Here is a 21012-nt window from a genome sequence, read left to right on the forward strand (position 1 = left end):
CAGAAAGGGAGAGAGAAAATGGCTGATCTAAGCTGCAAAATTGCCGGGATCGATTCACTGAACCCGTTCTGGCTGGCCTCCGCACCGCCGACCGACAAGAAATACAACGTTGTTCGCGCATTCGAAGCCGGATGGGGCGGCGTTGTCTGGAAGACACTGGGGATTGACCCGCCGGTGGTTAACGTATCGTCGCGCTATGGCGCGCATCATGACCAGAACCGCCGTTTGCTTGGTATCAACAATATCGAACTGATTTCCGACAGGCCGCTTTCGGTCAACCTTCAGGAAATCCGTGAATGCCGTAAAGAATATCCCGATCATGTGATTATCGGATCCATGATGGCCCCGATTGAAGAACGGGCATGGAAGGATTTGGCTCAGCAGATCGCCGAAAGCGGTGTGCACGGGATCGAGCTTAACCTTGGCTGCCCGCACGGAATGTGCGAACGCGGCATGGGATCGGCCATCGGGCAGGTTCCTGAAATGGTCGAACAGGTCACGCGCTGGGTCAAGGATGCGGTTGATATTCCGGTCTTTACCAAACTGACGCCAAACATCACCAACATCCTGTGGTCGGCGGAGGCCGCGTTAAAAGGCGGGGCGGATGCCGTGTCGCTGATTAACACTGTTAACTCGATCATTTCGGTCGATCTGGAAAGCATGGTTCCCGAGCCGATGGTTGATGGCAAGGGGACGCATGGCGGTTACTGCGGGTCGGCCGTCAAGCCGATTGCCCTTAACATGGTCGCCGAAATTGCCCGTACGCCGGAAACCCGCGATCTGCATATTTCCGGCATCGGTGGCATTACCACATGGAAAGACGCCGTTGAATTCATGGCGCTGGGATCAAATGCGGTGCAGGTCTGCACGGCCGCGATGATCTATGGTTTCCGGGTTGTTGATGATCTGATCGACGGCATGAGCCAGTGGATGGATGACAAGGGTTACACCAGTGTCGAACAGTTCACGCGTGCGGCCGTGCCGCAGGTCGCGAATTGGAACGAGCTTAACATGAATTTCGATACCAAGGCGGTGATCAACCCCGACAATTGTATCGAATGTGGTCGTTGCCATATTGCATGCGAGGATACATCGCATCAGGCGATTGCGATGAATGTCAAGGAAGACGGGCACCGTGAGTTTGTTGTCATCGACGAGGAATGTGTTGGTTGCAACCTTTGCTATCACATCTGCCCGGTCCCTGATTGCATCACCATGGAGCCGGTCAAAACCGACAAACCTTATATGACCTGGCCGGAACATCCGCTTAACCCGATGCGGCAGGCTGCCGAGTAATCCCAAGCCGGAAGACAGACAAAAGGATATCTACATGACCGTTCAACCAAGTGTGCGTAATCTGTCGATCAATGGTGACCGGCTTTGGGACAGCCTGATGGAGATGGCAAAGATTGGCAAAACCGCCAAGGATGGCGTTTGCCGATTGGCGCTGACCGATCTGGATCGTGAAAGCCGCGATTTGTTCATCAAATGGTGCAAGGCGGAGGGATGCACGATCCGTATCGACAAGATGGGCAATATCTTTGCCCGCCGTGAAGGTCGTAATCCTGAACTGCCCCCTGTCGTTATGGGAAGCCACCTTGATAGTCAGCCGACTGGTGGAAAATATGATGGCGTTTATGGTGTGCTTTCGGGACTTGAAGTGATCCGAACGCTCAATGAAGCCAAATATGAAACCGAAGCACCGCTTGAAGTCGTTTGCTGGACCAACGAAGAAGGGTCGCGCTTTGCCCCGGCAATGGTGGCATCAGGCGTTTTTGCCAAGGTGTTCGATCTTGATTACGGCCATTCGCGCGCTGATGTCGATGGCAAGACGATGGGCGAGGAATTGAAACGCATCGGCTATCTTGGCGATGACGAAGCCACGATTGACGCCCATCCGATGGGCGCGTATTTCGAGGCCCATATCGAACAGGGCCCGATCCTTGAAGATGAAGGCAAGGATATCGGCATTGTCACCGATGCACAGGGGCAGCGCTGGTACGAAATCAAGTTCACCGGTGTTGAGGCCCATGCCGGCCCGACGCCGATGAAAACCCGCAAGGATGCATTGTTGGGGGCGTCGCGTGTGGTTGATCTGGTCAACAGGATCGGTCTGGATCGTTCCCCGTTGGCCTGTGCGACGGTTGGGATGATGCAGATTCACCCCAATTCACGCAACGTGATCCCGGGCGAGGTGTTCTTTACTGTCGATTTCCGCCATCCTGACGACGCGGTCCTGGCCGATATGGATAAGGCGCTTCGCGAAGGGGTGGAGAAAATCGCATCCGACATCGGCCTGAAAACCGAGTTGGAACAGATTTTCTATTACGCCCCGGTCCCGTTTGACAAAACCTGTGTCGATGCGGTCCGCAATGCTGTCGAAATCGGCGGATATTCGGCTCGCGAGATCGTGTCGGGTGCCGGTCATGATGCGTGCTACCTGGCGCAAGTGACCCCGACGGCGATGATCTTTATCCCGTGTGTTGATGGCATTTCACATAACGAGATTGAAGAAGTTCATAAGCATTGGTCGGATGCAGGCGGGCAGGTTTTGCTGCATGCCGTTCTGGCCAAAGCCGATGAAACGGTCATGACACAGTCGGTTTAAGCGATATCGAGAACCTCCCCTGAATACTCCAGACTGGACCGGCCCTTGTGCCGGTCTTTTTTTGTCAGTTGCTGTTGGATTTGGGCAGGTGAAGGGCGACCCATTCGGAAAGTTGTCCGTTGCTGTCGAGTTCCGTGATCAAGTCGTTGATCCGGGCGATGTGCGGAACGCACGGGCTGCTGCGCGAAAACATGAATTGAACTTCATTCACTGCCAGTGGTGGTTCAATGGCAATCACCTGTTGCTCGATACCATCAATCGCGACATTGGCCATGCCGTCATACCGCCCGAGCAACACATAATCGACCCGCCCGTTCATCAGGATATCGAATATGCGGTTGCCGGTTGGTGAATAAATCATGTCGAGCCGATCATTGGCATACCGGTCAATGAAATCGCCGTAGCTTCCGCCTTGCGGGCGGGCACCGCTGTGACCGATCAGGCTTTCTATGTTTTGCACGGAAAATTGTCGGTCAACATGCTGAAAGACCATGACATCATCGAATGCATACGGAAGGGAATAGATGAAAGTCATCGCCCGTTCGGCCGTGGAATAGGCGCCTGCCATCACATCTATTTCACCGGCTTCGAGCATCTGGATCGACCGGTTCCACGGGATTTCAAAATGTACTTTCAGACTGATATTGTTTTCCTGCGTGTATCGACGCAGGATATCAATCGAAATGCCTTGTGCATGGCCATTGCTGTCGAAGTAAGAAATCGGTTCCCATCCTGCCGCACCACCAACGACAATCTGTTTGCAGGTATCAGATGCGGCATGGGCATGATTGGTGATTGCGGACAGGACCATGCACGTCAGAATAAGCATAGGCATGATGCCAAATCCGGTCGCGTACATGAATACGCGTTGAAAATGCATGCTGGCCCCCGTTGAAAATAGATCAGTGTTTGTCGATTTCAGATTTGGGGGATGGGTATATTTTTCAACTATTCGTTAGTGTGGGGCAGGCAGCTTTGTTGCTGTGGTTGTCTTTAAGACAGCCCGACGCCTTTCAGGATGATGCGCACGACATTTTCCTTGGCCTCGGCGAATTGGGTATCCGATAACGGGTGATCGTTATTGAAGATTTCGATCTGACGGGCAAAGTCGGCGTAATGCTGGGTTGTGGCAAAGATCATATACATTAGCGAGTAGGGTTCGACCTTGTCCATCTTGCCTTCTGTGATCCAGCGATTGATTACCACCACGCGGCTATCAAGCCAGTTTTTGACTGTGGTTGAAATGTAGTCGGACGAGAACTTTGCACCACGGATGATTTCGTGCGCCCAGACGCGCGAACCGTGCGGGCGGGCACGCGACAGATCCATCTTGGCTTCGATATAGCCGCGCAGAATTTCGGCCGGGTCGGAACTGTTTTCAAATGTCATTGCCGCTTCAAGCCAATGATCGCAAATGTCTTCCATGATCCGTCGGTAAAGGGCTTCCTTGGTGCTGAAATAGTAATGCACATTGGCCTTGGGCACCTTGGCAATTTCGGCAATCCGCGCGGTGGTTGCGCCCTTGAAGCCGTAATCGGCAAAAACCAGCTCGGCAGCGGCAAGAATTTGCTCTTCGTTTTCCTGGCGAATGGCGGCTTTATGTGCGCCGTTTTGCCCGGATTTGACTGCACTCATCGACGTTCCCCGAAATTGCGTCATTTATCTTGACCGTTTGGTCAGGTTAAAATAATCTCTACTTTAGATACTAAAAAGCAAGTCTAAAATACGCGCCGAACCAACCAGAGATGTCCAGAATTTTGAACAACTCCGGTGAAAGATAAACAGAAATTCGGTGCCGTAAACAAAAATCAGGGTCGCTGAAATGGCATTTGGCAGTCGAAAATTCGAAACCAGTTCCCGGTGACTTTAAAGCGCTAGTGCATGGGAGATTCCCGTGCTAACGATTTTTTCCTGTGCCGCCATGCGGTGCAGTTCTGACCATCCTGTGTGCGACATATCACGCATCCGGGGTGTGATGGATATTAAATAAAGTCGGACATTGGTTTGGTCACGGATTTTGTCCGTCAGAACGATGTCAGGGAAGCACAAGAAAGGTACGGGAGACCTTTTTATGACAGCCACCACGAAAATCAGTCGGCCGAACGATCTTTCGGCATTCTGGATGCCGTTTACGGCAAACCGCCAGTTCAAGCAGGCCCCACGCTTGCTTGTCAGTGCGGAAGGCATGTATTACCAGACCGATGACAACCGCCAGATTCTGGACGGTACTGCCGGGCTTTGGTGCTGCAACGCAGGTCACAAGCGTCCCAAGATCGTCGAGGCGGTCAAGGCACAGATGGACGAACTGGATTATGCCCCGGCATTCCAGATGGGCCATCCCAAGGCGTTCGAGCTTGCCAGCCGTCTGGCGCAGCTTATGCCGGGCGATTTGAACCATGTTTTTTATACCAATTCCGGTTCTGAATCGGTTGAAACCGCACTTAAAATCGCGATTGCCTATCACCGGGCACGCGGGGATGGGCAGCGGACCCGTTTGATCGGTCGTGAACGCGGCTATCACGGTGTTAACTTTGGCGGTATTTCGGTTGGTGGTATTTCGGGCAACCGCAAGACCTTTGGCCAGATGCTGGGCGGGGTTGACCATATCCGTCACACCTATCTGCCTGACGAAAACGGCGTTACCCGCGGCCAGCCGGAACATGGTGCGTTTCTGGCCGATGATCTGGAACGTATTTGCGCGCTTCATGATCCGTCGACCATCGCTGCTGTGATTGTCGAACCGGTTGCTGGGTCGACCGGTGTTCTGATCCCGCCAAAAGGCTACCTGGAACGCCTGCGCGAGATTTGCACCAAGCATGGTATTCTTCTGATCTTTGATGAAGTCATTACCGGTTTTGGGCGCCTTGGTGCCCCGTTTGCCGTTGATTATTTCGGTGTTCAGCCGGATCTGGTGACAACGGCAAAGGGGCTTACCAACGGGACAATCCCGATGGGGGCTGTTTTCGCGACCGACGACATCCATGATACCTTTATGTCCGGCCCGGAAAACATGATCGAGCTGTTCCATGGTTACACCTATTCGGGCAATCCGGTTGCCTGTGCGGCGGGCCTTGCGACGCTTGAGACCTATGAAGAGGACGGCCTTTACACCAGAGGGCAGGAACTTGGTCAATATTGGGAAGATGCGGTTCACAGCCTGATTGATCTGCCGAAGGTCAAGGATATTCGTAACCTTGGCCTGATCGGCGCGATCGAGCTTGAAGGGATCGAAGGTTTCCCGACCAAGCGCGCCTTCAGCGCGTTCCTGCAGGCGTTCGAGAAGGGCATTCTGATCCGCACGACGGGCGATATCATTGCGCTTTCGCCGCCGCTGATCATTGAAAAATCACATATCGATCAGCTGTTTGGCACGCTGCGCGATGTGCTGAAAGAAATCGACTAGGGATTTTTTCCCCTGTTCCGCTGCGGACAGGGTGGGCGAAAGCCCGAAGGAGACGTTACGTTTCACGATTTTCCGGTTTGCGTCCCATCATGGGAATTGGGGACGCAAACCGGACCAAGCCACAAGATCGGCAAAAGCCGGCATATGGCACATATCAGATCAAGGAGGTATCTCGGATGTCTATGCTGAGAGGCGGACTGATTCAGATGAGCCTTAAGGGTTCAACCGAACAGTCGCCAGACGAAATTCGTCAGGCCATGATCGACGCGCATCTGCCCTATATCGAAGAGGCAGGGCGGCAGGGCGTGCAGGTTTTGTGTTTTCAGGAAGTTTTCACACAACCCTATTTCTGTCCGAGCCAGGATGCGAAATGGTACGCCGCGGCCGAAGAAATCCCGAATGGCCCGACCACGCAGTTGATGTGCGAACTGGCCAAAAAGCATAAAATGGTCATCGTCGTTCCGATCTACGAGCAGGAAATTACCGGTGTGTATTACAACACCGCCGCCGTGATTGATGCCGACGGGACCTATCTTGGCAAATATCGCAAAACCCATATTCCGCAGGTTGCCGGTTTCTGGGAGAAGTTTTTCTTCAAGCCCGGCGTTTCGGACTGGCCGGTGTTTGATACCCAATATTGCAAGCTTGGCGTTTATATCTGCTATGACCGACACTTCCCGGAAGGCTGGCGTGCGCTGGCGTTAAATGGTGCGGAATATATCGTCAATCCGTCGGCAACCGTGGCCGGGCTTTCGGAACATCTGTGGAAGCTGGAACAACCCGCATCGGCAGTTGCCAACGGATGTTATATCGGGGCGATCAACCGGGTTGGCCGCGAAATGCCGTGGAACATTGGCGAGTTTTACGGCCAGAGCTATTTTGTCAATCCGCGTGGCGTGATTGAAAAGGAAGCATCGCGCGATCAGGACGAACTGATCGTGCATGACATGGATATGTCCATGGTACGTGAAGTGCGGAACACATGGCAGTTTTTCCGCGACCGTCGGCCTTCGACCTATACCCGCCTGACCGACGGCAACTGAGATTTAACGGCGAACGGAGCATGTGTCCCGCTCGCCGTTTTGCTTTGACCGACATTTTATATTCCGGCGCCAAATGACCGGGCAAAAGACAAGTCGGCAAGGTTCAGGGCAACGACCCTGAGGGAGGCTTTAGAGAGACATTCGATCAGGGGATACCCCATGACGTTAAAAGCAGTCGTCAATAATGTGGCGCAAATGCCCGCATCCGCCGACGCAGTTGTTGATATTCAAAAACTGTCGTTGACCTTTCAAACCGCTGACGGGCCGGTCTATGCCCTGTCTGATGTTGATCTGAAAATCGAACGCGGCGAGTTCGTTTCCTTTATCGGCCCGTCGGGTTGCGGCAAGACAACGCTGTTACGTGTGATTGCCGATCTGGAAAAGGCCACGGGTGGCGATATTTCGATCAATGGCGTTTCCCCGCAGGAAGCGCGTGAAAATCGTGCCTATGGCTATGTGTTTCAGGCGCCGGCATTGCTGCCGTGGCGCTCGATTGAACGCAACGTGACCCTGCCGCTGGAAATTATGGAAGTTCCCCGCGAAGAACGCATCAAGCGGGGGCACGAGGCACTTAAACTTGTTGAACTGAACGGGTTTGAAAAGAAATTCCCGTGGCAGCTTTCGGGCGGGATGCAGCAACGTGCATCAATTGCGCGTGCTCTAAGTTTCGATGCCGATCTGCTTCTGATGGATGAGCCGTTCGGGGCGTTGGATGAGATTGTGCGCGATCATCTGAACGAACAGCTTCTGAAATTGTGGGCGCGGACCAACAAGACGGTGGCCTTTGTCACCCATTCGATCCCCGAGGCGGTTTACCTGTCGACCAAGATCGTTGTGATGTCGCCAAGGCCGGGCCGGATCATTGATGTGATCAAAACCGATTTCCCGAAGGATCGAGGCCTTGACATCCGCGAAACGCCAGAATTCTTGGAAGTCGCCCATCGTGTGCGCGAAGGGCTGCGGGCGGGGCATAGCTATGACGAGTAATGCCGCAACGATGAATGGCGCGATTGGCGGAGAATCGCTGTGGTCGCGTTTGATGTCCGGGCAGGCTGGTCCGGTGACGGTGGTGCTGATTGCGCTGTTTGTCATCTGGTATATCGGGGCGGTGTTCATGAACGCGCCGACCCAGATTGACCGCTATAACCGTGCCGGGGAAACCTGGACAACGACGCGTTTGATCGAAGATACACTGGCGCAGGAACGACCGATCCTTCCGGCCCCGCATCAGGTCGCGCAGGAAATGTATAAAACCATTTTTGCGACTGCGATCACGTCGAAACGGTCGCTGGTTTACCATACCTGGGTGACGCTTTCATCGACTCTGCTGGGGTTTGTGATCGGAACCGCACTTGGCATTCTGCTGGCGGTCGGAATTGTTCATGTGATCACACTTGAAAAAAGTCTGATGCCGTGGGTGATTTCATCCCAGACCATTCCGATCCTTGCCATCGCACCGATGATTGTGGTTGTGCTGGGTGCGATTGGCCTTAAGGGACTGGTGCCAAAGGCGATTATTTCGACCTATCTGTGTTTCTTCCCGGTGACGATCAGCATGGTCAAGGGACTGCGGTCGCCTCAGGTGATCCAGCTTGATCTGATGCGTACCTATAATGCCTCGAAATGGCAGACCTTCTGGGCGTTGCGATTGCCATCGGCGATGCCCTATCTGTTTGCCAGCCTGAAGGTCGCGATTGCGATCAGTCTGGTGGGGGCAATTGTCGGTGAATTGCCGACGGGGGCACAGGCAGGGTTGGGCGCACGCCTTTTGGCCGGGTCCTACTACGGGCAGACGATCCAGATCTGGTCGGCATTACTGACGGCGGCCTTTGTTGCCGCGATTATGGTGGTGTTGGTCGGCTGGTGTGAACGTCGCGTTCTTGCCCGGATGGGAGTACGCGGATGACCGACGTGAAACTTGATAAATTCTGTCTGGTTGCGGCAATCGCGGCTTTGCTGGCTTTGATCTTTCCGCTGAGCGGGGTTGATCCGGAAAGCGGCAAACAGATCGCCTTTGTCAGCGACATTTCCGGTATTGCGGTGGCGATGGCACTATGCGTGATTGCCGGTGCTGCATTTACGTGGCTTGGTGTGGGGCACATTCAGTATGCGGTGATCATCCTTGCGGTGGCGGTGTTTGGCTGCTGGCAGGCGATTGAAGCACTTTATGATTATGGTATTGCCGGTCATGCTGGAACCGGGTTCTGGTTGTTTATCCTGTCGCTTTGGGCGTTTGTCTGGCGGGGGATTGATGTTGTTGCGCGCTATCGCAGCCTTGAAACTGCCAAACAGCAATCGGCGAATATTCTGGTGCCAATCGCGTTTGGTGTCTGGTTGCTGTTCCTTTGGGAAGTGATCGTGGCCGGTTTTGGCGTGCCGCAGGTTTTGCTGCCTGCGCCAAGTGCCATTGGCGTTCGCTTTGTCAATTCGACCGACATTCTGGCTGCCGATTTCCATCAGACCTTCATCAAGGCCGTGATCAGCGGCTATGTGATCGGTTGCGGCAGTGCCTTTATCGTGGCGATTGCGGTGGATCGGGTACCGTTTCTGAAACGGGGGCTTTTGCCGCTGGGCAATATGGTGTCTGCCCTGCCGATCATCGGTGTGGCACCGATCATGGTGATGTGGTTCGGGTTTGACTGGCAATCCAAGGCGGCAGTGATCGTGATCATGACGTTTTTCCCGATGCTGGTGAATACCGTGACCGGGTTGAATGCTGCAGGCGCGCTTGAGAAGGACCTGATGGCGACTTATGCGTCGGGTTACTGGTCGACCCTGTTTCGGTTGCGGTTACCGGCCGCAATGCCGTTTGTCTTTAATGCACTTAAAATCAACTCCACGCTGGCGCTGATTGGCGCCATCGTTGCCGAATTTTTCGGCACCCCGATTGTAGGCATGGGATTCCGGATATCGACAGAAGTCGGGCGGATGAATGTCGATATGGTCTGGGCGGAAATTGCATTGGCGGCCCTGGCGGGGACCGCCTTTTACGGAGCTGTGGCCTACGTCGAAAGAAAGGCGACGTCATGGCATCCGTCATTTCGGGTACGTCGCCATTAAAGGCATCAAAAGACGGCCCGTCGGGAGGACTTGACAATAACCTGAGGAGACATCGACGAATGAAGAAAATATTTGCGACTGCGTTAGGGTTAAGTGTCGGTATGGCATCGTTTTCGGCGATGGCAGCGGACGAAGTCACCCTGCAGCTTAAATGGGTAACCCAGGCACAGTTCGCCGGTTACTATGTGGCGCAGGACAAGGGGTTCTATGAAGAAGCCGGTCTTGACGTCACGATCAATCCGGGCGGCCCGGACATTGCCCCGCCACAGGTTATTGCCGGTGGTGGTGCCGATGTGATCGTCGACTGGATGCCATCCGCACTGGCATCGCGAGAAAAGGGTGTTGCGCTGGTAAACATTGCGCAGCCCTTTGCCAAGTCAGGCATGATGCTGACCTGCCTTAAGGAGACCGGTGTTGAAAGCCCGGATGATTTCCCGGGTCGTACGCTTGGCGTCTGGTTCTTTGGCAACGAATATCCGTTCCTGAGCTGGATGTCGAAGCTTGGCATTCCGACCGATGGCAGCGAAAAGGGTGTTACGGTTCTGAAACAGGGCTTTAACGTTGATCCGCTGTTGCAAAAGCAGGCCGATTGCATTTCAACAATGACCTATAACGAATACTGGCAGGTCATTGATGCCGGTATCACCGAAGATCAGTTGAACGTCTTCAAATACGAAGATCAGGGTGTCGCGACGCTTGAAGACGGCCTTTATGTTCTTGAAGACAATCTGAAGGACGAGGCATTTGTCGAGAAGATGGGCCGCTTCGTTGCTGCGAGCATGAAAGGCTGGCAGTGGGCAAAGGAAAACCCGGAAGACGCCGCAATGATCGTTCTGGATAACGACGCAACCGGTGCCCAGACAGAAAAGCATCAGATACGCATGATGCAGGAAATTGCCAAGCTGCTGGATGACGACGGAAAGCTTGACGAAGCGGCCTATCAGCGCACCGTTGATAGCCTTCTGTCGGGCGGTTCCGACCCGGTTATCACCAAAAAGCCGGAGGGTGCGTGGAGCCACGCCGTTACCGACAAGGCGTCGATGTAACGATCCGATCCTGTCACCCGGCAGGTGTAACTGACCTGCCGGGTGACAAGCCATCTTATGAAACTGAAAACGGGCAGGGATGCCGGGGCTTTCCCGCAACTTTCCGGGCCTTACGATAGACTGACAGACAAGGAGCCACCCATGTCCATGGTTATTCGTGGCGGAACAATCGTTACCGCCGATCTGACATATAAATCCGATATCCTGATTGAAGATGGCAAGATTGCCGCGATCGGTCAGAACCTGACCGGGGACAAGGTTGTTGATGCCGACGGCTGCTATGTCATGCCCGGTGGGATTGACCCGCACACCCATCTTGAAATGCCTTTTATGGGCACCTATTCCGAAGACGATTTTGAAAGCGGCACCAAGGCCGCCGTTGCAGGTGGCACAACGATGGTTGTCGATTTCTGCCTGCCGGCACCTAATCAGTCGCTGCTTGAAGCACTTCAGGCGTGGGATAACAAATCGACCAAGGCGGTTTGCGATTATTCTTTCCACATGGCGATCACATGGTGGGGAGAGCAGGTCTTTGACGAGATGAAAATCGTTGTCGAGGAAAAGGGCATCAACACCTTCAAGCATTTCATGGCCTATAAGGGGGCTTTGATGGTCGATGACGATGAAATGTTTGCATCCTTCTCTCGCTGTTCGGAACTCGGCGCGATGCCGCTGGTTCATGCCGAAAACGGCGATGTGGTCGCGACACTTCAGCAACGTCTGCTTGATGCTGGTAATAACGGGCCCGAAGCGCACGCCTATTCCCGGCCTGTTGATGTCGAGGGCGAGGCGTGTAACCGCGCGATCATGATTGCAGATATGGCCAATGTGCCGCTTTATATCGTGCATGTGTCCTGCGAACCGGCGCACGAAGCCATCCGCCGTGCGCGTGCCAATGGCAAGCGCGTGTTTGGTGAGCCGCTGATTCAGCATCTGATTCTGGATGAAAGTGAATATGCCAACGCGGACTGGGATCACGCGGCCCGTCGCGTCATGTCGCCACCTTTCCGCAGCAAACTGCATCAGGACGGTCTTTGGAACGGTCTGGCATCGGGCAGCTTGCAGGTTGTTGCGACCGACCATTGTGCTTTCACGACAAAGCAGAAACGCATGGGAGTTGGTGATTTTACCAAAATCCCGAACGGCACCGGCGGTCTTGAAGACCGCATGCCGTTGCTGTGGACCTATGGGGTCAATACCGGTCGTTTGACGATGAACGAATTCGTTGCCGTGACCTCGACCAATATCGCCAAAATCCTGAACGTCTATCCGCGCAAGGGCGCGATTCTTGTCGGGGCGGATGCGGACCTTGTGGTCTGGGACCCGAAGGCATCGAAAACCATCACCGCCGAACATCAGCAATCGGCAATTGATTACAACGTGTTCGAAGGCCATGAAGTCACCGGTCTGCCACGCTACACCATCAGCCGCGGCCGGATTGCCGCTGAAGAAGGCGTCGTGATTGGCAAATGCGGCGATGGTGAATTCGTGCGGCGGGATGCTTATCCAGCAGTGAACAAGGCGCTTTCAAAATGGAAAGAGCTGACGTCTCCGCGTAAAGTAGAGCGTAGCGGCATTCCTGCCGGCGTGTGATTTATCCTCATTCAAATAAAATCAGGGAAACGGGTGGTTTTGGGGCCGCCCGTTTCCATTTGATAGTGATCATGCCGGACTGAAAAACTTAAGTCCGACGATTCCGGCAAGGATCAGGGAAATGGACAATATCCTTGCGACACTCAGCATTTCACCAAGTGCCACCACGCCAAATATCACCGCGCCAACCGCACCGATACCGGTCCAGATCGCATAGGCGGTGCCAAGCGGGATGCTACGCATGGCAAAGGTCAACAGCCAGAAACTTCCGGCCATGGTCGTCAGGGTGAAAATTGTCGGAAGAGGATTGGTAAAACCGTTGGAATATTTAAGGCCCGCAGCCCAGCAAACTTCCAGAATTCCGGCCAAAAGTAATGCAACCCAAGCCATAACGGCCTCCTTGTTCAAAGGGGCCGTCCCCGGTCGTCATCATCAAGCGTATTCGGTCGTCCGATCACGTGACAGCACGCTGTCATTGTCTTCGACCCTTATATAGGGGCAAAATGCCCCACTGGCAAATGCCTGCCCAGCAATGATGCCATGCCATCGTGATCAAAATAAACGGACGTTATCCTGCCGATGTCAGCCGATGCAAACAGCCTGTCCGATCATCCCAAAGTCGCCGGATTGATTCTTGCCGGGGGCGAGGGGCGACGTATGGGTGGAAACAAGCCGTTTCGTGAACTGGCAGGCAAACCCTTGATTGCGCATGTGATCAGCGCGGCATCCGCGCAATGCAATCACCTGATGATTTCCAGCAACGAAGGCGGGGCATTTTTTGCTGAATTCAATCTGCCGGTCGTTCCAGACAGTCCCCAACCGGGGCTGGGGCCGTTGGGCGGGATTCTGGGCGGACTATTGAGCTTGCCCGATGGTGTCGACTGGCTGGTTTCCTTTCCCGTCGATTGCCCGATTGTACCCGATGATATGGTCGTCCAATTGCTTAAGGCGGCGACAGAGGGCGGTAAAAAAGCAGCCTTTGCCAGCCATGCCGGACGGGATCACTACCTGTCTGCTATCTGGCATCGCGCCGGGGCTGGTATCATTGGCAACCAACTTCGCGATGAAGACCGCCGCGTTGGCGGGGCACTGCGTGCCATGGGGGCCGCTAATGTGGCGTTTCCGGTGCGGTCTGGCGACATGGCTCCGTTTGTCAATGTCAACGCACCCGAAGATCTCAGTGCGCTTGATGAAATGCTGTCGGGATATATCGACGAAAAGCGTCTTTGAGTTTCGACGTGTACTTCAAGTATCTGGTGGTTTTACGATAAGGCATTCACACAATTTTCTTGCATAGCAAATGCATATTATCCCTATGATTAAATCTGTTTTGTTTTAAACGTATCGTTTCGCTGAGGTTTTGAATAAAACGGACCTTGTTGATGCCGTTTATTCGGCGTCCAGCTTAAATAATTAGGGCTTATCATGCATTCGACCTTTGCAATATTTTCTGTCGCTTTTGTCTTTCTGGCTGTTGTGCTGACGTTTTTGAGCGTCAAGATCGTGCCGCAGGGTTACGAAATTACCGTCGAACGGCTTGGTCGGTATTTGCGGACACTTGATCCTGGAATGCATATCCTGATCCCGGTTTTTGATCGTGTCGGACAGCGCATGAGCCTTATGGAACGTGTGCTTGATATCCCCAGCCAGGAAGTGATTTCGCGCGATAACGCATCCGTTGTGGTCGACGGTGTGGTCTTTATCCGGGTAACCAATACCAAAGATGCCGCCTATAAGGTCGAGCGCCTTGATTATGCCGTACAGAATTTGGCCATGACCAATTTGCGCAGTGTTCTTGGTTCCATGGAACTTGATGAAATGCTGTCAAATCGGGAGAAAATCAGCCTGCTGCTTCTGGCTGTTCTTGATGAAGCGACCAGTGATTGGGGGGTTAAGATCACCCGGGTTGAAATCAAGGATGTACAGCCGCCCGAGGATCTTACGGAAGCGATGAACCGTCAGATGAAGGCCGAGCGCGAGAAGCGCGCGCTGATTCTTGAGGCCGATGGTGAGAGAGAAGCTAACATCAAGCGCGCCGAAGGTGAAAAATCTGCGGCGATCCTGGCTGCCGAAGGACGCATGGCCGCTGCCGAGCTTGATGCGCGGGCACGCGAACGCACCGCCGAGGCAGAAGCCAAAGCAACCGAAACGGTTTCCAAGGCCATCCGCGAAGGCGATGTTCAGGCAATCAACTACTTTGTTGCCCAGAAATATGTTGAATCGCTTGGCCAGATCGCATCAAGCCCTAACAGCAAACTTGTCTTCATGCCGCTGGATGCGTCTGGTGTTGTTGGATCGATTGGCGGTGTAACCGAATTGATCAAAACGATTTCTCAGACAGACAAAAGCTAAAACGATCTCGGGATTGCCAAAATGAATTTATTTTCTGAACTGGGCATCGAGTTCTGGCATTGGTGGATTCTGGCCTGCCTTATGCTGGTGCTTGAAATGTTGCTGCCGGGGATCATTTTCCTGTGGTTGTCAGTTGCAGCAGCAGCAGCGGGTTTTGTTGTTCTGTTGGTTCCCGATGTCTCGGTGGAACTACAACTGATCGCATTTGGCGTGTTCAGTGTGCTGTCATTTGTAATCGGGCGGCGGTTCTTTCGCCCCGCGCGTTCGGGGGCGCAAGAGGAAGATGTCAGCAGCACGCGGTCATCGCTGGTCGGAAAAACGACTGTTCTGACTGAAAAGACGACCAATGGCCGCGTTCGTCAAAACGTCTATGGATCAAGCTGGGTTCTGAAGTCGGATGAGGAACTTGTTGAAGGTCAGAAAGTCCGTGTCTGCGGGATTGAAGGAAGTACGCTTCTTGTCGAGGCGGTCAAAGCCGACGATCCAGATTAATTAATGTGGCCTGCAAGTTAAAATCCCCTATCAGCAAGATCGGGGATTTTTTCATTTGGCTAGTTCACGGCGCAGGGTCGCCATGGCTTCCAGGGTTTGTAGCCGTCAAAGAATCTTGCAAGGAACTGATCGACCTTTTCGCGGTTTGTGGCGCGGTCAGCTGAGGAGAGATCCTTGTCATACTGACTGCAGTTTTTTTCTACGGCATCGCCAATCGATTTCCAGTCCGCATGCTGATCATGGCCTGGAAGGCCTGTCGCGATGGCGCACCAACCAATAGCTTCGACGGGGTCACCAAGGATGCGGGCTTCTTCAGCAAGATAGGCCGCTGCACGCATTTCACCACGTTCGGCGGCTTGACGCAGATATTGATAACGGGCGGCGTCACTGTCTGCAAACCGATTGGCAAGCAAGGTTGCCGCCCGCGGATCGCCAGCTTCCCAGGCAGTGCTCAGATGCTGTTTTGCCTGATCGGGCTTGCCCTGATCCATGGCGTCAAGGGCAAGCCACAGCATTGCCTGTGTCTGGTTCTGATCTGCAGCCTGTTGATAAAGCGGTCTGATATTGTCGGTTTTCGCACCGGTTGCTTCCAGTCTTCGGGCGATGACCATGCTGGCATCCGGATTGTGATTGTCGGCTGATGCTTTCATCAACTCCCAGCCACGTTTTTCATCGGCATTGACGCCAACCCCGTTAATCATCTGACAGGCCAGAAGGTACTGCGCGGTGGCGTTGCCCTGTTCGGCAAGCGGCGCAAATGTTTTGGCCGAAGCTTCGAAATTGCCGTGACGATACGAATTTACCCCTTCATCAAGCGGGGATGCGGCGGTTGCCGTCGCCATCAGGCAAAGCGTGATGCCTGTCGTCACTGTCGAGGATTTCAGGATATGCGCGATCAAATTTTTCATGCTGCTTCCTGTATATCGCTTTTTGTTAGCCAACGAAACCGGGCGAAAAATCCGGGACCCGACTGTGACGTTCGGGGGAAGGGCATCCTTATCGGGCCCCAGACAAGTGCGCTCACGGGAGGGAGGCTTCATCTATGGTTTTGTTGTTTTGCTGGCGGGTTGTCGCTGCTTTCTCGGACCGGATGGAGTCAAGGAAATCGCGCACGCGCTTTCCGAGATCGTCGGATTGATGGCGCAGACGATCTGTTGCCTGTCGCAGGCCATCGACGGCCTTTAGATTGTCATCTGCTGCTGTGCTGACCTGTGCAATTGTTGCGTTCATTTCACTGGCCGCGGTGGCGGATTGTTCGACGTTGCTTGCGATTTCGGCGACGAATTCCTGTTGTTCGTCAACGGCTGCCGACATTTCGCCAACCGTTTCGTGAATGCCGGTGATGCTGTCGCGGATGGTGGTGATGGCCTGTACCGCGATACCGGTTGTTGTCTGGATCCCGGTGATGCGCTGGGCAATCCGGTCGGTAGCCGTGCCGGTCTGATTGGCGAGGTTTTTGACCTCTTGCGCGACAACTGCAAAGCCTTTGCCTGCGTCGCCTGCACGGGCTGCCTCGATTGTTGCATTCAGAGCCAGAAGGTTGGTCTGGGCGGCGATATCCTGAATAAGGTTAAGGATTTCGCCGATTTCCTGCGCACCGGTTTCAAGCTCGTGCATGGTTTCGCTGGTGTGGCGGGCGGCATCTACCGCGTTGGTGGCGGCATCCACCGATTGCTGGGCGCGAAGGCCTGTATCACGGACTCGCTCAGACAGCGACTTTGCCGCATCGGAAACAGATGCCATATTGATCGATATTTCCTCGGACGCACCGGCAACGCCTGTGGCGTTACTGGATGCGACTTCGGCCTGTTCGCGCACCTGATTGGAGGTTATCTGGATGTTTTCGGCCTCGCGTGAGACATCCTTTGCAACCTGCATTACCGATGCTTCGAACGCGTCGGCCAGTTCCAGCATGGCGCGGCGGCGTTCGGTTTCGGCAATCTCGCGTTCGTGGGTGACATTTTCCTCGGCCCGCCGGGCGGCAAGACTGGTTTCGCGGAACTGTCCCAGAATTTCTGCCATGCGACCGATTTCATCGTGACCGGCATCGCGAACCTCGGTCGAAAGATCACCATTTGCGACGCGGCGCATACCGTCAATCACACGCAGAAGACGTTTGATCAGGTTGCCACGGACATAGAAAATCAGGATCAGAAGCGAGATCACCAGCACCGTAACACCAATCAGGGCAATTAGCTGCTGATCACGGACCACCTGTGTCAGCGCATTGGCTGCACTGTCGTCAACCTCAAGACGTTTGGCGTCAACGAGTTGTGTGATGGATGTACTCAGTGCTTCGGCGCTGGTCAGGGTCGCATCAAGAGTTTGTTCTGTCTTGTACTGATTGTCCCATTCGGTTTCGCGAAGATCAAAAACGCTGTCTTTACCTGCGCCATAAACCAGCAATGCCTCGGCCAGTTTTTTTATCTGAGTGCCATCATTGTTATTGGGCAATTTTTCCAGCGCGTCTGAAATGCGAAGTTCCGCCCAACTCCATTGATTGCGGACCTCGTCCATGGCATCGCCTTCTGGCACGGCGATGGCGGCGGTCAACATGCCAAATGCAAGATTCATGTTGGCGCGGATTTCGGAAATCAGTTGGGAAAATCTGATGGCTTCTTCCAGCTCAGCCACCGTATCGCTATTGCCATCTACAACACGCGATATACCGCGCGAGACATCGATATCAACAACCTCGACCAGCGGATTGATGAATTCTGAAAGATCGCTATAGGCAAAGACCATATCAAGGGTCAGATCACCGCGCTGCTTTTCAAGTTCAAGCCGCTGCATGGTCAATTCATGCAGTGTGTTGCGGCGTGCAACAATATCGTCAAGCTGTGCGGTCAGGGTTTCAATTGCGTCGACAGCAACGGTTTGTTCCGGTTCCACGGTCTGGTTCGGTACCTGATCCGGTGTTTCTGCGTCACCCGCATTTGCGTTCGTTTCGGAATTGGTCGGAGCAACCGGCAACATCAAAGGTTCCGGATTGGTCGCTGCAATTTCGCCAAGCCGGGTGCGGGCATCGCCTATCAGGGCATCAAGGCGTGCCTCTGTTTCAGCCAGTTCATCGGCATTGCGCGATGTTGCCAGTGCCGGTGCCTGAGCCGCCAGTCCGACACCATCCATGGCAAGTTCCATCTGCCGGATGATCGAGGGTAGGCTATCATTAGTTATGTCGGCGACAAGCGCCCGACTGTTGCCAAACGAGATCCAGGAAACCACCGATGAAATACCGGCCAGCACCAGAATCAGGGCAAAAGAAGCCATGAGCCGACCTTGAATGCCAAGGCCAGCGCGACGTTTTTTAATCGCGGTATTCACTGTTTCCTCCCTGTCGTGCCCGCCATGAGCCAGACATTCCCTGTATGGGACCTTGCATCCGGTTTGCCGGATGTCTTCGGTTTTTATCGATCCATAAAAGCCGGATCGTGTTTTGAAATCGGTACGAACAAATAAGTTGTTAGAGAAATTGTTGGGACGGCCGGGGATGATAAATCACCCCCGGCACCCCCAGTTGTGAGGCCTGGATTATTTCTGGGCCGCACTCCATTCCGCGATCAGATCGTCGTATTTGACGGTCTCACCCTGCGGTTTTTCGTTATCAAGTTTCGGTTTCGGAGCACCGGGCTGGTCGAACCAGTACTGGGCATCCTGTTCCTCGTTCAGTTTCGGTGCGCATTCACCACCGATACCTGCACGTTCCAGACGTTCCAAAACGCGGTCCATCGCGGTTGCAAGGTTATCCATTGCTTCCTGCGGGGTGCGTTCGCCGGTTACAGCTTCGGCAACGTTCTGCCACCAGAGCTGAGCTAGTTTCGGGTAATCCGGAACGTTGGTGCCGGTCGGCGACCACTGGACGCGAGCCGGGGAACGATAGAATTCAACCAGACCACCCCAGTTCGGTGCGATGTCGGTCATCGCCTGGGTATCAAGGTCAGACTGACGGATCGGAGTCAGACCGGTAAGGGTCTTTTTGAGCGAGGTGGTTTTCGCCGTGACGAACTGCGCATAAAGCCATGCAGCTTTACGACGCTCAGGCGGGGTGGACTTCATCAAGGTCCAGGAACCCACATCCTGATAACCAAGCTTCATGCCTTCTTCCCAGTACGGGCCGTGCGGCGAAGGTGCCATACGCCATTTCGGCGTGCCATCTTCGTTCACGACCGGGGTGCCTTTTTTCGCCATATCGGCGGTGAAGGCGGTGTACCAGAATATCTGCTGGGCGATCTGGCCCTGTGCCGGAACCGGACCGGCTTCGCCAAAGGTCATGCCGGCTGCTTCTGGCGGAGCATAGGCTTTAAGCCAGTCGATGTATTTGGTCAGAGCGTAAACAGCCGCCGGGCCGTTGGCCGCACCACCACGGGTGACGCTGGAGCCTGCAGGTGCGCAGCCTTCAACGCGGATACCCCATTCATCAACAGGAAGACCGTTCGGGATGCCCTTGTCACCAGCGCCAGCCATCGAAAGCCATGCGTCGGTGAAGCGCCAACCTAGAGACGGGTCTTTTTTGCCGTAGTCCATGTGACCATAGACTTTTTTACCGTCGATTTCCTTCACGTCGTTGGTGAAGAATTCGGCGATGTCTTCGTATGCCGACCAGTTGACCGGAACACCCAGGTCATAGCCGTATTTGTCCTTGAACTGCTTCTGCAGGTCTTCGCGCTGGAACCAGTCATAGCGGAACCAGTAAAGGTTCGCGAACTGCTGGTCGGGAAGCTGGTAAAGTTTGCCATCCGGACCGGTGGTGAAGGACAGGCCGATGAAGTCTTCAAGGTCGAGCGTCGGCGAGGTAACGTCCTTGCCTTCGCCTGCCATGAAGTCGGTCAGCGGAACGACCGCATCGTAACGCGAATGCGTACCGATCAGGTCGGAGTCATTGATGTAGGCGTCATAAATGTTACGACCGGACTGCATTTGGGTCTGCAGTTTTTCGATCACGTCGCCTTCACCGATCAGGTCATGGGTCAGCTTGATCCCGGTGATTTCCGAGAAGGCTTTAGCCAGAACCTTTGATTCATATTCGTGCGTGGTGATGGTTTCGGATACCACGTTGATTTCCATGCCGCGGAACGGCTCGGCTGCTTTGATGAACCATTCGAGTTCGGCCATCTGGGCATCTTTATCAAGGCTCGACGGCTGGAATTCGCTATCGATCCATTTTTTTGCCGCGTCGGTGTACTGGTCTGCTGCTGCCGGATTGGCAAATACCGCAAGACCGAGTGCGACCGCAATTGCACTGCCTTTGAGAATGGCAGAGGAGCCTTTGGCTTTGACGATCATGTCGTTCCTCCCTGGTTGTCTTCCATTGCACTTCCGGAAAAATCCGGTTCACCCGTGACGGGGGAAGACAGTACCCGCCGCGATGAATGACGACAGGAACGGCACCGTTGCAGGAAACAGTACCCGTTCCGG

At 54.2% G+C, this 21012-nt stretch carries 18 protein-coding genes; 12 read left to right on the forward strand and 6 right to left on the reverse strand.

Annotated features, from left to right (window positions below):
* Nucleotides 1-18: 18 nt before the first annotated feature.
* Together preA and SMB34_RS06545 are read left to right on the forward strand one after the other, a co-directional pair.
* Nucleotides 19-1296, forward strand: coding sequence for an NAD-dependent dihydropyrimidine dehydrogenase subunit PreA (gene preA / locus SMB34_RS06540; RefSeq protein ID WP_037988641.1), 1278 nt, complete (start codon nucleotides 19-21; stop codon nucleotides 1294-1296).
* A gap of 34 nt (nucleotides 1297-1330) precedes the next feature.
* Nucleotides 1331-2608, forward strand: coding sequence for a Zn-dependent hydrolase (locus SMB34_RS06545; RefSeq protein WP_037988642.1), 1278 nt, complete (start codon nucleotides 1331-1333; stop codon nucleotides 2606-2608).
* A 64-nt stretch (nucleotides 2609-2672) separates the two neighbouring features.
* Here SMB34_RS06545 and SMB34_RS06550 read toward each other — a convergent pair whose 3' ends face one another.
* Together SMB34_RS06550 and SMB34_RS06555 are read right to left on the reverse strand one after the other, a co-directional pair.
* Nucleotides 2673-3443: a substrate-binding periplasmic protein gene (locus SMB34_RS06550; protein ID WP_240478764.1), complete on the reverse strand. Its 771-nt coding sequence runs from the start codon at nucleotides 3441-3443 to the stop codon at nucleotides 2673-2675.
* 158 nt (nucleotides 3444-3601) lie between these two features.
* A complete protein-coding gene (locus SMB34_RS06555; RefSeq protein ID WP_037988647.1) occupies nucleotides 3602-4243 on the reverse strand; it encodes a TetR/AcrR family transcriptional regulator in 642 nt (213 codons plus the stop codon).
* Nucleotides 4244-4679: 436 nt separating this feature from the next.
* On the opposite strand from SMB34_RS06555, the gene aptA reads away from it, so the two are divergent.
* The 7 genes from aptA to hydA all read left to right on the forward strand — a co-directional run bounded on the left by aptA (nucleotide 4680) and on the right by hydA (nucleotide 12753).
* Nucleotides 4680-6011: an omega-aminotransferase AptA gene (gene aptA / locus SMB34_RS06560; protein ID WP_037988716.1), complete on the forward strand. Its 1332-nt coding sequence runs from the start codon at nucleotides 4680-4682 to the stop codon at nucleotides 6009-6011.
* A gap of 176 nt (nucleotides 6012-6187) precedes the next feature.
* Complete coding sequence (locus tag SMB34_RS06565; protein WP_037988718.1) at nucleotides 6188-7054, forward strand: nitrilase-related carbon-nitrogen hydrolase; 867 nt, start codon at nucleotides 6188-6190, stop codon at nucleotides 7052-7054.
* Between the two features lie 195 nt (nucleotides 7055-7249).
* Entirely contained in the window at nucleotides 7250-8041 is a 792-nt protein-coding gene (locus SMB34_RS06570; protein ID WP_037988720.1) for an ABC transporter ATP-binding protein, read from the forward strand.
* The gene (locus SMB34_RS06575; RefSeq protein WP_051682156.1) at nucleotides 8031-8960 is read left to right on the forward strand and encodes an ABC transporter permease; all 930 of its coding nucleotides are present in this window, start codon (nucleotides 8031-8033) and stop codon (nucleotides 8958-8960) included. The genes SMB34_RS06570 and SMB34_RS06575 overlap by 11 nt, the downstream gene beginning before the upstream one ends.
* The gene (locus SMB34_RS06580; RefSeq protein WP_037988650.1) at nucleotides 8957-10114 is read left to right on the forward strand and encodes an ABC transporter permease; all 1158 of its coding nucleotides are present in this window, start codon (nucleotides 8957-8959) and stop codon (nucleotides 10112-10114) included. Before SMB34_RS06575 ends, SMB34_RS06580 begins: the two co-directional genes overlap by 4 nt.
* A gap of 59 nt (nucleotides 10115-10173) precedes the next feature.
* A complete protein-coding gene (locus SMB34_RS06585) occupies nucleotides 10174-11160 on the forward strand; it encodes an ABC transporter substrate-binding protein (protein WP_037988652.1) in 987 nt (328 codons plus the stop codon).
* A 141-nt stretch (nucleotides 11161-11301) separates the two neighbouring features.
* Nucleotides 11302-12753: a dihydropyrimidinase gene (hydA, locus tag SMB34_RS06590; protein WP_007091536.1), complete on the forward strand. Its 1452-nt coding sequence runs from the start codon at nucleotides 11302-11304 to the stop codon at nucleotides 12751-12753.
* Between the two features lie 69 nt (nucleotides 12754-12822).
* Here hydA and sugE read toward each other — a convergent pair whose 3' ends face one another.
* On the reverse strand, nucleotides 12823-13143 hold the full coding sequence (sugE, locus tag SMB34_RS06595; RefSeq protein WP_037988656.1) for a quaternary ammonium compound efflux SMR transporter SugE: 321 nt from the start codon (nucleotides 13141-13143) through the stop codon (nucleotides 12823-12825).
* Between the two features lie 189 nt (nucleotides 13144-13332).
* Between sugE and SMB34_RS06600 the strand changes: the two genes are divergently transcribed.
* The 3 genes from SMB34_RS06600 (at nucleotide 13333) to SMB34_RS06610 (ending at nucleotide 15597) form a co-directional block, all read left to right on the forward strand.
* Nucleotides 13333-13983, forward strand: a complete 651-nt coding sequence (locus SMB34_RS06600) for an NTP transferase domain-containing protein (protein ID WP_051682157.1) — start codon at nucleotides 13333-13335, stop codon at nucleotides 13981-13983.
* Between the two features lie 195 nt (nucleotides 13984-14178).
* Nucleotides 14179-15105, forward strand: coding sequence for an SPFH domain-containing protein (locus SMB34_RS06605; RefSeq protein WP_007091533.1), 927 nt, complete (start codon nucleotides 14179-14181; stop codon nucleotides 15103-15105).
* 21 nt (nucleotides 15106-15126) lie between these two features.
* Nucleotides 15127-15597: an NfeD family protein gene (locus tag SMB34_RS06610; protein ID WP_037988658.1), complete on the forward strand. Its 471-nt coding sequence runs from the start codon at nucleotides 15127-15129 to the stop codon at nucleotides 15595-15597.
* Between the two features lie 59 nt (nucleotides 15598-15656).
* Here SMB34_RS06610 and SMB34_RS06615 read toward each other — a convergent pair whose 3' ends face one another.
* From SMB34_RS06615 to SMB34_RS06625, 3 genes are all read right to left on the reverse strand, one after another.
* Nucleotides 15657-16505: a tetratricopeptide repeat protein gene (locus SMB34_RS06615; RefSeq protein ID WP_037988660.1), complete on the reverse strand. Its 849-nt coding sequence runs from the start codon at nucleotides 16503-16505 to the stop codon at nucleotides 15657-15659.
* Nucleotides 16506-16617: 112 nt separating this feature from the next.
* Nucleotides 16618-18921, reverse strand: coding sequence for a methyl-accepting chemotaxis protein (locus tag SMB34_RS06620; protein WP_156962650.1), 2304 nt, complete (start codon nucleotides 18919-18921; stop codon nucleotides 16618-16620).
* Between the two features lie 207 nt (nucleotides 18922-19128).
* Nucleotides 19129-20880 carry an ABC transporter substrate-binding protein gene (locus tag SMB34_RS06625; protein WP_037988665.1) on the reverse strand — a complete coding sequence of 584 codons (1752 nt, stop codon included), beginning with the start codon at nucleotides 20878-20880 and terminating at the stop codon, nucleotides 19129-19131.
* Nucleotides 20881-21012 lie beyond the last annotated feature (132 nt).

Source organism: Thalassospira permensis NBRC 106175 (assembly GCF_000714555.1).
In the GTDB taxonomy this organism is placed as follows: domain Bacteria; phylum Pseudomonadota; class Alphaproteobacteria; order Rhodospirillales; family Thalassospiraceae; genus Thalassospira; species Thalassospira xiamenensis.